This window comes from Leclercia sp. AS011 (assembly GCF_037152535.1).
Taxonomy (GTDB): domain Bacteria; phylum Pseudomonadota; class Gammaproteobacteria; order Enterobacterales; family Enterobacteriaceae; genus Enterobacter.
Genome location: NZ_JBBCMA010000007.1, coordinates 153,464 through 169,227 on the forward strand (window position 1 = coordinate 153,464; position 15,764 = coordinate 169,227).

The window sequence follows — 15,764 nt, forward strand, 5'->3', positions numbered from 1 at the left end:
GTGCGCGACAGGGTAGCATATCCTGCCGCGCGGGAGCGTTATCCGATCAGGCTCTCAGGCGCGGGGATAAGCTTCGGGTTGAGGCAATTTTCGTAGTATTGCTGAATATCTGCCAGGCGGGTGCGCGAGCGCTGGTAGCGGCGCAGCGCCATAAAGGCGTTCCAGAGCATGCAGACCAGCATCGTCAGCATCAGCAGCGAGGTGGCAATGTAGCGCCATAACCCGGCGCTGTCCGGCATGCTGTGCAGTTCGACATGGCGGGTGCCGTTAGCATCGGTAAAGAGGCCCGTCACAATCCCTTCGGCGCTGAACGGCGTGCGCATCAGCATCTGGGCCAGGCGCTGGAATTCTCCCCACTGCTCCTGGGCCGGGTAATCATACAGCGCCACTGACGGGTAGGGCTGATCGACCAGCTCGCTGCCTTCGTCACTGACGATCACAAAGCCGCCGGGAGCCGGGCTGTTAAGCGCCTGCGCGGCACGTGAGGTTTCGCGCATGACGAACGGCGCGGTGGAGGTGGCAACTAGGTTTTCCAGCGACTCCGCGCTGACCGGACGCAGCAGCACGTTGACGCCATCGAGACGGCCGCCATCGGCACGTTTCACCAGCGCCTCCCAGTCTTTGCTGTTGCCGAGGTTCACCAGCGCATTTTTCAGCCGGACGCACTCATCCTGTTCTGCACAGAGCTCCTGGGTTTTCATCACGATATCGCCGAAGTCATCCAGCAGGATCATGCCCGATTTCTGAATGGCCGAGCGTAATGCCGGACTGACGCGTGAATTATCTTCCGGTTTGGGATGCAACTGGCTCGACAGCGCCTGAGTCAGGGCCGTGGCTTTGTTGACGATGTCGGATTCCGGCAGCGGCAGGGGTGCCGCGTCATTCCAGATCACCTGCGAGCAATCAAACGGCGTAAAAGGTGAGCTCTGGCGGGCGTTCCAGGTGCCAGGAGCGTGGATATTACACATCCCGGTACCCTTCAGACGCAGCGTATCGCCAATGCGCACGCCCGCACTTTCGAGCTCCCCGACGCTGGTGGCCTCGATGGTCTGGGCACCTTTAATCCACGACAGGGTAAATTTGATCGGCATATCCAGCGGGACGAAGAGAACCAGCATCGCCAGCACCAGCCCGGCACCACCGGCAATTACCGTGCTGCGCAGCCAGTGCTGTAGCGGGAAGTTTTTGACCTCGTCATGCAGGGATAAATAGCGGCCCTGGCGCACGACGTGCCGATCCAGATAGATATCAATATCGGTTTTTTGCCCTAAATCCTGCGCCAGCCAAGGCTGCCAGTGGCGCGGATAGATCAGGTCGATAATCCCCAGCGAGATATTGTTGACGTGATCCTGATCGTTTTCGCCAAACAGGCCCCAGCGCTTTGGTGTGCCGCGCAGGCAGTGGATCTCACGCAGCGCAGTTTTAGCGGGCGGGGCAAATAATCCCCAGAGGCCCGCCGCCAGCAACAGCACGCCGCCTCCGGCAAGCCAGGGGGCAAAAACATCCGGGCTCATCAGACAGAAGAAGAAGAGCAGGAACGCGGCGACAATCAGCAATGCTTCGCGAATGCCGTCCGGGCGGCTCAGGGCGTACTCTTCGTGGGTCTCCTGACGAATATTCAGCAGCTCAATCTGCTCGGTCTCTTCGCCACGAATCGACGCCTGGGTGGAACTGACGTGCTCCAGTGAAAAGTGGGGCGCTTCCTGAACATACTCGGCGATGGAGTGACCATTGAGGGCAATCACCAGCGGGATGGAGTCGGTGTGGATCAGCTCAACGCTGTTTTCATCATTGATATACTGTTCCCAGGACGGCGGCAGATGGACCTCAGCCGAGTCGAGGTAGTAACGCCATTTATTGGGATCGTCAGTGGTAATACCGTAGCGGGTAATGGAGCGCGTCACGCAGAGCACGGTATTGCTCTGGGCATTGAGGCTTAACGAAACCGGCGCGGCGCTGGCACCTGTCGCCGGTGTCTGCTGGATACGGTTAAAGGACTCAAGATATTGCTCAATCGCGCTGCGTTCTTCAGCGGTGAGCTTACGGGTATTCGCCCCGGCAAAGGCATTGAGATAAGGCAGGCGATATCGACGCTGCGCCCGACGCCTGTACAACCACCCTGCAATGAATGCGCAGGCCAGCATAGCAGCGATGACAATCAAAATGGTGCTCATGCTTTCCCCATCTTACTTTTTCTTACAGGTGTAGTCAGTAGCACCTTTTTAACAGTGAACGCGTATCTGTGGTTGGCTATCGGCATGTAAGGTGTTGAACTTGAGCAATATGAAGCGCATCCCAGTGATCGCTGATGATAGCAAAGCTAATCCTGTCGGGATATCAGCAAATTCCTGGAATAATTTCAAGCTCTTGACATTTTACCTGAAATAAGGAATGAATCTGCACAGGTTACATAAATGTAAATAAAACGCGATTGACATTGCCGAAACCGTGCGGCGTATCGCACAATGACGCCAGTTCACTCAGCAAAGACCCATCAAAATGAGCAAACCCTTACAAAAGCCCACCATCCTGAATGTTGAGACCGTCGCCAAATCGCGTCTGTTTAATGTTGAAAGTGTGGACCTGGAGTTCAGTAACGGCGTGCGCCGCGTCTACGAGCGTATGCGTCCCTCCACGCGCGAAGCCGTCATGATTGTGCCCATTGTTGACGAGCATCTGATCCTGATCCGCGAGTACGCGGTGGGGACCGAATCTTACGAACTTGGCTTCTCTAAAGGGCTGATCGATCCCGGTGAATCGGTCTACGAGGCCGCGAACCGCGAGCTGAAAGAAGAGGTAGGGTTTGGTGCGAATGAGCTAACCTTCCTGAAAAAGCTCAGCATGGCTCCCTCCTATTTTTCCAGCAAAATGAATATCGTGCTGGCGGAAGATCTCTATCCGGAATCGCTGGAAGGGGATGAACCCGAGCCGCTGCCGCAGGTACGCTGGCCGCTGGCGCATCTGATGGATCTGCTGGAAGAGCCTGATTTTAACGAAGCCCGGAACGTGAGCGCGCTGTTTCTGGTGCGGGAGTGGCTGAAAGGGCAGGGCAGGTTGTAGCAGAAGTCCCCCTCTCCCATCGGGAAAGGGGGTTGTCGTTTAGAACAGCTCTTGTGTCTCGCCGTTATCAATCAGCGTCGTACCCACCTCATGCACCGCCTGATGCGTCGGCTGTGTGCCTTCGATGAAATACTCTTCCCGACTGCTGCCGCCATTGGATAGCTGACCGCTGTAGCGATCGATATTGACCGTCACCACGCCAGGCGGGGGCGTTAATGGCTGCTCCGGCACGCCGTCCAGCAGCATCTTCATAAAGGCATCCCACGCCGGCTGAGCACTCTTGGCCCCGCCTTCGTAACCGGAAATCTGATCTTTGATCGCCCCGGAGGCGGTGGTACGGCCTAAATCACGGCGGTGATCGTCAAAGCCGATCCACACCGAGGTCACCGCACCTGGACCGTAACCTGAGAACCATGCATCTTTCGAGCTGTTGGTGGTCCCGGTCTTGCCGCCGATATCCTTGCGCTGCAGATCGCGACCGGCGCGCCAGCCCGTACCCTGCCAGCCCGGCTCGCCAAAGATATTACTGTTCAGCGCGCTTTTGATCAGGAACGCCAGCGGGGTGTTAATCACATGCGGGGCGTACTCCTGAGCCCCGGTCTGCGCCACCAGCGCCTGGTTAGCCTGCTCGAGCTGCGGCTGCGGCACTACCGCGTTTTGCTGCGCCTGGGAAACAGCAACGTCTTCCATGTCCTGGTTGTTCAGGGATTCTGATTTTGGCGTATCGCCATAAATCACCGGAATATCACACTCGGCGCAGGCAATTTTCGGTTTGGCTTCGAACAGAACGCCGCCCTGATCGTTCTCGATTTTGCTGATGAAGAACGGATCGACCAGGAAGCCACCGTTCGCCATCACCGCGTAACCGCGCGCAACCTGCAGCGGGGTAAAGGAGGCCGAGCCCAGCGCCAGCGACTCGGTATGCACGATGTTCTGTGCCGGGAAGCCGAAACGTTGCAGATACTCCGCCGCATAATCGACGCCCATGGCGCGCATGGCGCGAACCATCACCACGTTCTTCGACTGCCCCAGACCCTGACGCAGACGAATCGGCCCGGCGTATTCTGGCGGTGAGTTTTTCGGCCGCCAGTCGGAACCGGCCCCGGCATCCCAGCGGGAGATCGGCACGTCGTTGAGGACACTGGCGAGGGTCAGGCCCTTGTCCATTGCCGCGGTGTAAAGGAACGGCTTGATATTAGAACCGACCTGGCGCAGCGCCTGGGTGGCACGGTTAAATTTACTCTGGTTGAAATCGAAACCGCCCACCAGCGCCAGCACCGCGCCGTTATGCGGGTCGATGGAGACCAGCGCGGAGTTAACGTCCGGGATCTGCCCCAGCCACCAGGCGTCGTTAACCTGACGAACCCAGATCTGCTGACCCACCTGCACCGCATCGGTTACCTTGCGCGGAGTGGCACCCTGCTGGGTGTCAGACCGGTATGGACGCGCCCAGCGGATGCCCTCCATGCGCAGCGACACCGAGGTTCCGTCCGCGAGCATCGCCGTGGCTTCCTGCGGATTGGCCTGGGTCACCACTGCCGCGACAAACGGCCCGTAGCCCGGAAGGGGTTTCAGGGTATCGGTGATCTTTTTGCTGTCCCAGGCGGATTCACCCACCTTCCACAGCACGTTTGACGGGCCGCGGTAGCCGTGGCGCATATCGTAATCAATTACGTTGTTACGCACCGCCTGCTGCGCGCCCTGCTGGACGTTGCGGGTGATGGTGGTGTAGACGCGGTAACCATCTTCGTAGGCATGCTCGCCGTAGCGGGAGACCATCTCCTGACGCACCATCTCGCTGAGATAGGGCGCAGAGAAGGCAATTTCCGGCGCATGGTAGTTGGCGTCAATCACGTCGTTGCGCGCCTGATCGTACTGGGTCTGGCTGATATAGCCTTCGCTCAGCATACGCGACAGCACCACGTTGCGGCGTGCGGTCGCGCGATCCAGGGAGTAGAGCGGGTTGAAGGTGGAGGGTGCCTTCGGCAGACCGGCGATGGTCGCCATTTCACTCAGGGTTAACTGGTCAATGGATTTACCGAAATAGACCTGCGCCGCCGCGCCCACGCCGTAGGCACGGTAGCCGAGATAGATCTTGTTGAGGTAAAGCTCGAGGATCTCATCTTTATTCAGCATCTGCTCAATGCGGATCGCCAGGAACACTTCCTTGACCTTACGCATCAGCGTTTTTTCCGGGCTCAGGAAGAAGTTTCGCGCCAGCTGCTGGGTGATGGTACTCGCACCCTGAGAGGCATGACCTGAGAACAGCGCCACGCTGGCGGCACGGAAAATCCCCACCGGATCGACGCCATGGTGCTCATAAAAACGGCTGTCCTCGGTGGCAATAAAGGCTTTTACCATTACGGGTGGGATCTGATTCAGGGTCAGCGGGATACGGCGCTTCTCGCCGTACTGGGCGATAAGCTCGCCGTCCGTGCTGTAGACCTGCATCGGGATCTGGAGTCGTACATCACGAAGCGTCGCGACGTCAGGCAGTTGCGGCTCAATATATTTGTACAAACCAAAAATCGAGCCTGCTCCAAGCAGAATGCAACAGACTGCAAGGATCAATAAATACTTTACGAACTTCACTGGAGATTTCCCATTTAGTTTGAACTGGGCAGTTTCTAAACAATCGCGCGGTAGTATAAAGGCAAGCCTGTAGCATTGATATAGCCGTCATCCCGCGGGACGATAAGGAGATCGTGAAACATGGCGTTTAAAACCTGGCATACAGGCGTTCATATTCAACAGGATAAGGTTCTGGCCGTCGCGCTGGTGCGCGAGAAGTCGGGGTGGGGATTGCGCCGCTGGTGGCAGATCCCCCTGGCGGCGGGAATTATCCGCGACGGGCAAATTCTTCAGCCCGAACAACTGGCTGCGGCGCTGCGTGAGTGGCGTCAGATGCTCCCTCATCAACATCACATCTTTCTCGCCTTTCCGGCTGCCCGCACCCTACAGCGCACGCTGCCGCGCCCGTCGATGACCCTGCGCGACAGCGAGCAGACCGCCTGGATCGCCTCGGCGATAAGCCGTGAGCTGGAGATGCCCCCCGATGCCCTGCGGTTTGATTATGTGGAAGATACCTTCAGCCAGTCTTATCACGTGACGGCGGCACAGAATAAGGAGATCGCCACGCTGCTGGAGCTGGTGCGGGTGTTGCGACTGCGGCTGGCCTCGGTCACGCCCGACGCCGGGGCGCTGACGCATCTGCTGCCCTTTGTGCAGGCCCCGGCTCAGTGCGTGGCCTGGCGCGACCGGGACCAGTGGCTCTGGGCGATGCGCCACCAGTGGGGCAGGCGCGGACTGGCGGAGGCCCCGGACGTCGATCGGCTGGCGGCCCTGCTGGCACTCAGGGTCGACGAAATCGCCTGTTGTGGGGCGGGTAACTTCGATCCCTGGTGCGTTCTGGCCCGCACGCAGCCGCCGCTACCTGAAAATGGGGCGGATTTCAGCGTCGCGCTGGCGCTGGCAACCGGAGATTGCCCGCAATGAGAACGGCCAATCTTCTGCCCTGGCGTGAGCGGCAGCGGCGTTGCTGCCTGCGCTTCTGGGGGCTGATGTTTACCGGCTCGCTGCTGGTGACCCTGATGCTCTGTGCGGCCAGCCGGGCCAGCGATCCTCTGATGGCCCACGCCAGTGCGCTGCGGCATACCAGCGACCTTGCCCTGCGTCAGGGGCTGGAGCAGCGGCAAAAGCAGTGGACGGCGTTACAGGCCCGGCACCAGCAACAGCAGCGCTGGGCGCGGCACAAAGCGAAGACGGAAGCCTGGCAACCGGCACTGATCGCCTTATCCCGCCTGCTGCCGGAGCAGGCCTGGCTGGCGCAGCTGCGCTTCCAGCAGTCGACCCTTTCGCTTACTGGCTACGCCGCCACGCTGCCCGCGCTCGGGGCGCTTGAGACAAGGCTTCAACAGATGCCGGGCTTTACCCCCGCTGCGCCGGGGGAGATGCGGCAGGATCCCCAGGGACGCTGGCAGTTCAGCTGGACGCTGACCCGCAAGGAGGGTGCTGATGCGGATGCCTCCTGAGAGCTGGTATGCCATGACGCCGCGCGGGCGCTGCCTGTGCTGGGGTGTCAGTTCAGCGTTACTTCTGATCTGCGCCACCCTATGGCAGGGGGGAATGCAGGAGCAGCCGGTAGCGACGCAGCAGGCCAATGCCCGGCTGTGGACCGCGGTGCGTAAGCTCTCACCTCCTGACGGCGCGCAGCCTGCCGTGACGGCACGGCCTTTTTCGCCGCTGGAGTTTGATACTGACGAGCTGCGGATGGTCCGCTGGCAGCCCGGGGGCAGAGGGGGCGAACTGGTGATTGAGGCGACCTGGGGGCAGATCCCCTCGCTGTTTATCACCCTCGCCCGGCGCGACGTTGCGGTGGATCGCTTTAGCATTCAGCCAGAGCACAACCGTTTACAGATAGTCATGCAGCTGGAGCGCCAGGATGCGGGTTAAGTGCGGTTTGCTGCTATTACTGCCGCTGCTTCTCGGCATGCGCGATCCCTTTCAGCCTCCGGCCTCACGCTGCCCGGACACCGTGCTGCGGCAGTGGCGTTATGTCGGGGTAGTGCTGGGTAAGTTGCCAGTGGCGATCGTCAGGGATGAAACCTCGCGCTGGCTGCGTCTGCGGCCCGGTGACACCCTGGCGCAAGGCGGGCGAGTGAAGGCGCTGGATGAAAAGGAACTGGTCATCGACATGCCCGGGGCATGTGAGCCTCCGCAGTGGCGATGGCAACGACAAGGAAAGAAACAGGATGAAAACAGGGATCGTGGGATTACTGCTGATAGGCAGTCAGGCGCTGGCCGCGGAGCCCGCCCCGGTAAGTCTGGTCGTGGATGAAGTACCGGTTGCCCAGCTTTTGCAGGCGCTGGCGGAGCAGGAGAACCGCAACATCATTATTTCCCCGGAGGTCAGCGGCAGCGTCTCTCTGCGCCTGCATGAGGTGCCCTGGCTGCAGGCGCTCCAGACGGTAGTCACCAGTGCCGGGCTGGTGATGCGCCAGCAGGCGGGCATTTTTTATATCCACACCGCCGCCTGGCAGCAGCAACAGCAGACCAAAAAAGAGGCCGAGCAGACCAAACGGCAGCTCAGCGCGCCGCTGGAGGCCCGCAGTTTTTCTCTCTCTTACGCCGATGCGGGAGATTTACAGTCGGCTGCGGAAAAGCTCCTCAGCCCGAAGGGCTGCCTGGCGGTAGACAAACGCACCAATCGCCTGCTGGTGCGCGACACCCGGGCTGCGCTGGAGGCGTTACATCACTGGGTGGCGCAAATGGATATTCCCGTGGCTCAGGTAGAGCTGGCCGCGCATATCGTTAGCATAAGTGAAAAAAGCCTGCGCGAGCTGGGGGTGAAGTGGAATCTGGCCCAGGGGCAGGATGCCGGTAAGCCGGGTCAGCTGACGATGCTCAGCAGCGATCTGGCCGTCAACAGCGCCACTGCCCAGGTGGGGTTTAATATCGGGCGCATCAATGGCCGGCTGCTGGATCTCGAGCTCTCCGCCCTGGAACAAAAACAGCAGGTCGATATTATCGCCAGCCCGCGCCTGCTGGCGTCGCACATGCAGCCCGCCAGTATTAAGCAGGGCAGCGAGATCCCCTATCAGGTCTCCAGCGGTGAGAGCGGTGCGACCTCGGTGGAGTTTAAAGAGGCGGTGCTGGGCATGGAGGTCACGCCAGTGGTGCTGGCCAACGGGCGCGTGCGCCTGAAGCTGCGCATCAGCGAGAACGCCCCGGGCCAGATCCTGCAGCAGGCCGATGGCGAAACCCTGGCAATCGATAAGCAGGAGATTGAAACTCAGGTCGAGGTGAAAAGCGGCGAAACGCTGGCCTTAGGCGGGATTTTTTCTCAGAGGCATAAAACCGGCAGCGAAAGTGTGCCAGGCTTGAGCCGTATTCCTTTACTGGGATCGCTTTTTCGCCATCAGGGGAAAGACAACGAACGCAGGGAGTTAGTGGTTTTTATCACCCCTCGTCTGGTTGCAACGCCCTAATGTCCCGCGATGCCCTGCGTGATTTTGCATTCTGTTTGTTGCAGATGTTTGACGTGGGGCATGAATTAGCATACAAGGAGTACCGATTTGAGAATCAGCTTACTCAATCACACTCCTTAATAACTTAAGCGGCAAGCAGGGTGATTTAATCTGTTGCCAAACAAGCCGGAGTATTGAGATAATTTTTAGTCTGACTCTCGCTCTATCGCATATGAGGTTTCAGTTCATGTCCTGCTACGCCCGATACCGGTGAAGCGGGTTTACCATTAACGAATAGTCTTAGTAGTACCGAAAAAATGGCAGAGAAACGCAATATCTTTCTGGTTGGGCCTATGGGTGCCGGCAAAAGCACTATTGGGCGCCAGTTAGCTCAACAACTCAATATGGAATTTTACGATTCTGATCAAGAGATTGAGAAACGAACCGGAGCTGATGTGGGCTGGGTCTTCGATGTAGAAGGCGAAGAGGGTTTCCGTGACCGTGAAGAAAAAGTCATTAATGAACTTACGGAAAAACAGGGCATTGTGCTGGCTACTGGCGGCGGCTCTGTAAAATCTCGCGAAACTCGCAACCGTCTCTCCGCCCGCGGTGTCGTGGTCTATCTTGAAACGACCATCGAAAAACAACTGGCGCGTACGCAGCGTGATAAAAAACGCCCGTTGCTGCAGGTTGAGACGCCTCCACGTGAAGTTCTGGAAGCCCTGGCTGGTGAACGCAATCCGCTGTACGAAGAGATTGCCGACGTCACCATTCGCACAGACGATCAGAGCGCTAAAGTGGTCGCAAACCAGATTATTCATATGCTGGAAAGCAACTGATTCTGGCTTTATATACACTCGCCTGCGGGTAAAAGCATTTAAGGTGGATGTCGCGCTATGGAGAGGATTACAGTCACTCTCGGTGAACGGAGTTACCCTATCACTATCGCGGCTGGTTTGTTTAACGACCCAGCTTCCTTCTTACCACTGAAAGCGGGTGATCAGGCAATGCTGGTCACCAACGAGACTCTGGCTCCGCTTTATCTCGACAACGTGCGTCAGCGCCTTGAACAGGCTGGCGTGAAGGTCGACAGTGTGATTCTGCCTGATGGCGAGCAGTATAAAAGCCTGACGGTACTGGATACCGTCTTTACCGCATTACTGCAAAAACCGCATGGTCGCGATACTACACTGCTGGCGTTAGGCGGCGGTGTTGTTGGCGATCTTACGGGGTTTGCTGCGGCAAGCTATCAGCGTGGCGTCCGTTTTATTCAGATCCCTACCACGCTGTTGTCGCAGGTCGACTCTTCTGTTGGCGGCAAAACGGCCGTTAACCATCCGCTTGGCAAAAACATGATTGGCGCGTTCTACCAGCCCGCTTCGGTGGTGGTGGATCTCGACTGTCTGCAAACGCTGCCTCAGCGTGAGCTGGCCTCGGGCCTGGCGGAAGTGATCAAGTACGGCATTATTCTCGACGGCGCGTTCTTTAGCTGGCTGGAAGAGAACATGGATGCCTTACTGCGCCTGGATGGTCAGGCGATGGCGTACTGTATTCGTCGCTGCTGTGAGCTGAAAGCAGAAGTCGTGGCCGCAGACGAGCGCGAAACAGGCTTACGTGCTTTACTGAATCTGGGGCACACCTACGGTCATGCTATCGAAGCCGAAATGGGCTACGGTAACTGGCTGCATGGCGAGGCCGTTGCGGCGGGGATGGTTATGGCCGCGCGCACCTCGGAGCGTCTGGGTCAGTTCAGCAAGGCGGATACGCAACGCATTATTACGCTGCTTGAGCGTGCCGGGTTACCGGTGACGGGGCCGCGTGAAATGTCAGCGCAGGCCTACTTGCCGCATATGATGCGTGATAAAAAAGTATTAGCAGGCGAGATGCGTCTGGTGCTCCCGCTTGCGATAGGTAAGAGTGAAGTGCGTGGCGGTGTGCCGCACGATGTGGTTCTTGGCGCTATTGCTGATTGCCAGCAGGCGTAACTATTAGAAAGGTCCGGCTGCGGTAAAATGTAGCCATTTTGCTTCAGGTGATGTGCAAAGTCGTAGGCATAAGCCTTTTAGTGGGGTGTTAAATGGATGAATTCAAACCAGAAGACGAGCTGAAACCCGATCCCAGCGATCGTCGTACTGGTCGTACTCGCCAATCTTCAGAACGTGATAACGAGCCGCAAATTAACTTTGACGAGGTCGATCTCGAAAACGATGATCCTCGTCCTTCGCGTGGCCGTGCTGCCCGCGACGAGCGTGAAGAAGAGGACTATGAGTCTGAAGATGATTCAGTGGACGAAGCGCCCGTAGAGCGTCGCCCGCGCAAGCGTAAAGCCGCTCCGGCGAAGCCCGCTTCCCGCCAGTACATTATGATGGGTCTGGGCGTGCTGGTCCTGCTGCTGCTGATCATCGGCGTCGGCTCGGCACTCAAAGCCCCGTCGAGCAATCCAGCCGATCAGAACGCCTCTGTTGAGAAGAGCGTCGATCTGTCCGGCAATGCGGCCGATCAGGCCAACGGTACCCAGCCTGCACCGGGCACGACTTCTGCCGAACAGAGTGCCGGGAATACCCAGCAGGAGATCTCTCTGCCGCCAGTCGCGTCTACACCAACCCAGGGCCAGGCACCGGCAACCCCGGAAGGCCAGCAGCGTGTTGAAGTGCAGGGCGATCTGAACAACGCGCTGACGCAGCCGCAGAACCAGCAGCAGGTCAACAACGTTGTGGTTAACTCCACGCTGCCGACCGAGCCTGCAACCGTGGCGCCAATCCGCGGTGCGAGCGGGCAACAGCAGACGGCGGCGACAGAATCTGCGCCACGCCAGACTAAGCCGGCCCAGCATCAGGAACGTAAGCAGACGGTCATTGAGCCGAAGCGTGAAGTGAAGCCGCAGCCAGTGGCCAAAGCGGAAGAGCCGAAAGCGACCGCTCAGCCGAAGCGCAGCGAAACCGTGATCAACGCTCCGGCGAAAACGCCTGCTGCAACAGCGACGGCACCGAAAGCGACTGCAACGTCAGCCCCGACCGCGACCGCCTCGGCACCAGCAGCGGCAGCAGCCCCTGCGGCCACCGCCGGTACTGGTAAAACAACCGGCAACGTGAGTTCGCTGAAATCGGCCTCATCCAGCAACTACACGCTGCAGTTGAGCAGTTCTTCCAGCTATGACAACCTCAACAGCTGGGCGAAAAAGTCGAACCTGAAAAACTTCGTTGTCTATGAGACTACCCGTAACGGTCAGCCCTGGTATGTGCTGGTGAGCGGCGTCTATGCTTCGAAAGATGAAGCAAAACGCGCGGTCGCAACACTGCCTGCTGATGTTCAGGCGAAAAACCCATGGGCGAAGCCGATCCGTCAGGTTCAGTCCGATTTGAAGTAATCTGTGAAGCGCAGGATGCTGTCGGAGCTTTCTCCACAGCCGGAGAAGGTGTAATCAGTTAGTCAGCATGAAAAAAAATCGCGCTTTTCTGAAATGGGCAGGGGGGAAATACCCCCTGCTCGATGATATTAAACAACGCCTGCCTGCGGGCGAGTGTCTTGTCGAACCCTTTGTGGGCGCGGGTTCGGTGTTCCTCAACACCGACTACTCCCGCTATATCCTTGCGGATATCAACAGCGACCTCATCGACCTCTATAACATCGTGAAGCTGCGTACCGACGAGTACGTAGATGAGGCGCGTAAGCTGTTTACCCCCGAGAACAACAACCCGGACGTTTACTACGCGCTACGCGCTGAGTTTAACCAGAGCCAGGATAAGTTCCGTCGGGCGCTGCTGTTCCTCTACCTCAACCGCCACGGCTATAACGGCCTGTGCCGGTATAATCTGCGTGGTCAATTCAACGTGCCTTTTGGTCGCTACAAGCGCCCTTATTTCCCGCAGGCTGAGTTGTATCACTTTGCTGAAAAAGCGCAGAATGCGGAGTTCCATTGCCTCTCGTATGAAGAGTGTATGGAGAAAGCGGACGCTGAATCGGTGGTCTACTGCGATCCGCCTTACGCCCCTCTGTCGGCAACGGCAAACTTTACCGCTTATCACACCAACAGCTTCAGCCCTGCCGAGCAGGCGCGTCTGGCGGAAATGGCGGAAAAGCTGGTCAGCAAAAGAATTCCGGTGTTAATTTCGAATCACGACACGCCTGATACGCGCGAATGGTACAAAGCCGCGGATCATTATCAGGTCAAAGTCCGGCGCAGCATCAGCAGCAACGGCGGTACACGTAAAAAGGTGGACGAACTGCTGGCTCTCTATCTACCCTGAGCCGTTTCGCCCGCCATTAAACAAAGTTCAAGGAGATGCGGATGAAACAGTATTTGATTGCACCCTCAATTCTTTCGGCTGATTTTGCCCGGCTGGGCGAAGACACCGCGAAAGCCCTGGCTGCCGGTGCGGATGTCGTTCATTTCGACGTTATGGATAACCACTACGTGCCTAACCTGACCATCGGCCCGATGGTGCTGAAGGCGCTGCGCAACTACGGGGTGACCGCCCCTATTGACGTACATCTGATGGTGAAGCCGGTCGACCGCATCGTGCCGGATTTTGCCGCCGCGGGTGCCAGCATCATCACTTTCCATCCTGAAGCTTCTGAACACGTTGACCGCACCCTGCAGCTTATCAAAGAGCATGGCTGTAAGGCGGGCCTGGTGTTCAACCCGGCTACCCCGCTGAGCTACCTCGATTACGTGATGGATAAACTGGACGTGATCCTGCTGATGTCCGTTAACCCGGGCTTCGGCGGCCAGTCTTTCATTCCACAAACCCTGGATAAGCTGCGCGAGGTGCGCCGTCGCATCGACGAATCTGGCTTTGATATCCGTCTCGAAGTGGACGGTGGCGTGAAGGTGAGCAATATCGGTGACATCGCTGCCGCGGGCGCTGACATGTTCGTGGCCGGTTCGGCGATTTTCGATCAGCCGGACTACAAAAAAGTCATTGATGAAATGCGCAGCGAACTGGCGAAGGTAAGTCATGAATAATTTGCAGGCAATTCGGGGCGTTGCGTTTGACCTCGACGGCACGCTGGTAGACAGCGCGCCGGGCTTAACCGCGGCGGTTGACCAGGCGCTGTATGCGCTGGAGCTGCCGGTAGCGGGCGAAGAGCGCGTGATAACCTGGATTGGTAACGGGGCCGACGTGCTGATGGAGCGCGCGCTGACCTGGGCGCGTCAGGAACGCGCCATCCAGCGTGCGGCGCAGGGCAAACCTGGCGTCGATCACGCGGATATCCCACAGGAAGAGCAGATTCGCCTCCTGCGTAAGCTGTTCAACCGTTTCTATGAAGAGACGGTGGAAGAGGGCAGCTTCCTGTTCCCGGACGTGGCCGGCACCCTGAGCGCGCTGCATGCGAAAGGCATGCCGCTCGGGCTGGTGACCAACAAACCTACGGCCTTCGTTGGGCCACTGCTTGAAGCGCTGGATATCGCTAAATACTTCTCGGTGATTGTCGGCGGCGATGACGTGCAGAATAAGAAGCCGCATCCCGAACCACTGCTGCTGGTGGCAGGAAAATTATCCTTGTCGCCGGACGCGCTGCTCTTTGTCGGGGATTCGCGCAATGATATTCTGGCGGCCAGGGCAGCAGGCTGCCCGTCCGTAGGCCTGACCTATGGCTATAACTACGGTGAATCCATTACGCTGAGTGAGCCGGATTTCGTCTTCGACCACTTCAAAGATTTACTGCCCGTTCTCGGGCTTTCGCACAGTGAAAATCAGGAATTGAAAAATGACTAAGCCCATCGTATTTAGTGGCGCACAGCCCTCAGGTGAACTGACCATTGGCAACTATATGGGTGCGCTGCGTCAGTGGGTGGGCATGCAGGATGACTATCACTGCATCTACTGCATCGTTGACCAGCACGCCATTACCGTGCGCCAGGATCCGCAGCAGTTGCGTAAAGCAACGCTCGACACCCTTGCGCTGTACCTGGCCTGCGGTATCGATCCTGAGAAAAGCACCATCTTCGTTCAGTCTCACGTGCCGGAACACGCTCAGCTGGGCTGGGCCCTGAACTGCTACACCTATTTCGGCGAGCTGAGCCGCATGACCCAGTTCAAGGATAAATCTTCCCGTTACGCTGAAAACATCAACGCCGGTCTGTTCGACTATCCGGTCCTGATGGCAGCTGACATTCTGCTGTATCAGACCAACCAGGTGCCGGTGGGTGAAGACCAGAAGCAGCACCTGGAGCTGAGCCGCGATATTGCCCAGCGTTTCAACGCGATTTACGGCGATGTGTTTAAAGTGCCAGAGCCGTTCATTCCAAAATTCGGTGCGCGCGTGATGTCGCTGCTGGAGCCGACCAAGAAGATGTCCAAGTCAGATGATAACCGCAACAACGTTATCGGCCTGCTGGAAGACCCGAAATCGGTGGTTAAAAAGCTCAAGCGTGCGGTGACCGATTCCGACGAGCCGCCTGTTGTGCGCTACGACGTGCAGAACAAAGCGGGCGTCTCCAACCTGCTGGATATCCTCTCCGGTGTCACCGGCCAGAGCATTCCTGAGCTGGAGCAGCACTTCGAAGGCAAAATGTACGGTCACCTGAAAGGTGAAGTGGCGGATGCGGTCTCCGGTATGCTGACCGAACTGCAGGCGCGCTACAACCAGTTCCGTAACGACGAAGCCTTCCTGCAGAAGGTGATGAAAGACGGTGCCGAGAAAGCCAGTGCGCGCGCTTCTGAGACGCTGAAAGCGGTGTACGAAGCGATTGGGTTTGTTGCGAAGCCGTAAGGTTTTGTAGGCCGGGTAAGG

15 protein-coding genes are annotated in these 15,764 nt (G+C 58.1%); 13 read left to right on the forward strand and 2 right to left on the reverse strand.

The annotated features are described in order from the left end of the window. Positions 1 to 38 precede the first annotated feature (38 nt). Entirely contained in the window at positions 39 to 2,174 is a 2,136-nt protein-coding gene (locus WFO70_RS20445) for an intracellular growth attenuator family protein (RefSeq protein WP_337018855.1), read from the reverse strand. Between the two features lie 325 nt (positions 2,175 to 2,499). On the opposite strand from WFO70_RS20445, the gene nudE reads away from it, so the two are divergent. Continuing rightward, positions 2,500 to 3,060, forward strand: a complete 561-nt coding sequence (gene nudE / locus WFO70_RS20450) for an ADP compounds hydrolase NudE (RefSeq protein WP_325933988.1) — start codon at positions 2,500 to 2,502, stop codon at positions 3,058 to 3,060. A 39-nt stretch (positions 3,061 to 3,099) separates the two neighbouring features. Here the strand turns inward: nudE and mrcA are convergent, their stop codons facing one another. Then, positions 3,100 to 5,652 (reverse strand): peptidoglycan glycosyltransferase/peptidoglycan DD-transpeptidase MrcA, encoded by a 2,553-nt coding sequence (gene mrcA, locus WFO70_RS20455; RefSeq protein WP_337018859.1) that lies wholly within the window; start codon positions 5,650 to 5,652, stop codon positions 3,100 to 3,102. A gap of 120 nt (positions 5,653 to 5,772) precedes the next feature. Between mrcA and pilM the strand changes: the two genes are divergently transcribed. From pilM to trpS, 12 genes are all read left to right on the forward strand, one after another. Beyond that, positions 5,773 to 6,555 carry a pilus assembly protein PilM gene (gene pilM, locus WFO70_RS20460; RefSeq protein ID WP_337018861.1) on the forward strand — a complete coding sequence of 261 codons (783 nt, stop codon included), beginning with the start codon at positions 5,773 to 5,775 and terminating at the stop codon, positions 6,553 to 6,555. After that, positions 6,552 to 7,091, forward strand: coding sequence for a PilN domain-containing protein (locus WFO70_RS20465; RefSeq protein WP_337018863.1), 540 nt, complete (start codon positions 6,552 to 6,554; stop codon positions 7,089 to 7,091). The genes pilM and WFO70_RS20465 overlap by 4 nt, the downstream gene beginning before the upstream one ends. Next, complete coding sequence (locus tag WFO70_RS20470; RefSeq protein ID WP_337018864.1) at positions 7,075 to 7,512, forward strand: HofO family protein; 438 nt, start codon at positions 7,075 to 7,077, stop codon at positions 7,510 to 7,512. The genes WFO70_RS20465 and WFO70_RS20470 overlap by 17 nt, the downstream gene beginning before the upstream one ends. Next, positions 7,502 to 7,897: a HofP DNA utilization family protein gene (locus WFO70_RS20475; protein WP_337018866.1), complete on the forward strand. Its 396-nt coding sequence runs from the start codon at positions 7,502 to 7,504 to the stop codon at positions 7,895 to 7,897. Before WFO70_RS20470 ends, WFO70_RS20475 begins: the two co-directional genes overlap by 11 nt. Then, complete coding sequence (gene hofQ, locus WFO70_RS20480; protein ID WP_337018868.1) at positions 7,812 to 9,047, forward strand: DNA uptake porin HofQ; 1,236 nt, start codon at positions 7,812 to 7,814, stop codon at positions 9,045 to 9,047. Before WFO70_RS20475 ends, hofQ begins: the two co-directional genes overlap by 86 nt. A gap of 296 nt (positions 9,048 to 9,343) precedes the next feature. Further along, positions 9,344 to 9,865, forward strand: a complete 522-nt coding sequence (aroK, locus tag WFO70_RS20485; RefSeq protein ID WP_010436374.1) for a shikimate kinase AroK — start codon at positions 9,344 to 9,346, stop codon at positions 9,863 to 9,865. Positions 9,866 to 9,922: 57 nt separating this feature from the next. Next, positions 9,923 to 11,011 carry a 3-dehydroquinate synthase gene (gene aroB, locus WFO70_RS20490; RefSeq protein ID WP_077226865.1) on the forward strand — a complete coding sequence of 363 codons (1,089 nt, stop codon included), beginning with the start codon at positions 9,923 to 9,925 and terminating at the stop codon, positions 11,009 to 11,011. 92 nt (positions 11,012 to 11,103) lie between these two features. Next, on the forward strand, positions 11,104 to 12,393 hold the full coding sequence (damX, locus tag WFO70_RS20495; protein ID WP_337018870.1) for a cell division protein DamX: 1,290 nt from the start codon (positions 11,104 to 11,106) through the stop codon (positions 12,391 to 12,393). A 67-nt stretch (positions 12,394 to 12,460) separates the two neighbouring features. Then, positions 12,461 to 13,273 (forward strand): adenine-specific DNA-methyltransferase, encoded by an 813-nt coding sequence (dam, locus tag WFO70_RS20500; protein WP_337018871.1) that lies wholly within the window; start codon positions 12,461 to 12,463, stop codon positions 13,271 to 13,273. Between the two features lie 41 nt (positions 13,274 to 13,314). Further along, positions 13,315 to 13,992 (forward strand): ribulose-phosphate 3-epimerase, encoded by a 678-nt coding sequence (gene rpe, locus WFO70_RS20505; RefSeq protein WP_032614789.1) that lies wholly within the window; start codon positions 13,315 to 13,317, stop codon positions 13,990 to 13,992. Continuing rightward, positions 13,985 to 14,746 carry a phosphoglycolate phosphatase gene (gene gph, locus WFO70_RS20510; protein ID WP_337018873.1) on the forward strand — a complete coding sequence of 254 codons (762 nt, stop codon included), beginning with the start codon at positions 13,985 to 13,987 and terminating at the stop codon, positions 14,744 to 14,746. The genes rpe and gph overlap by 8 nt, the downstream gene beginning before the upstream one ends. Continuing rightward, positions 14,739 to 15,743: a tryptophan--tRNA ligase gene (gene trpS, locus WFO70_RS20515; protein ID WP_337018875.1), complete on the forward strand. Its 1,005-nt coding sequence runs from the start codon at positions 14,739 to 14,741 to the stop codon at positions 15,741 to 15,743. Before gph ends, trpS begins: the two co-directional genes overlap by 8 nt. Positions 15,744 to 15,764: the final 21 nt, after the last annotated feature.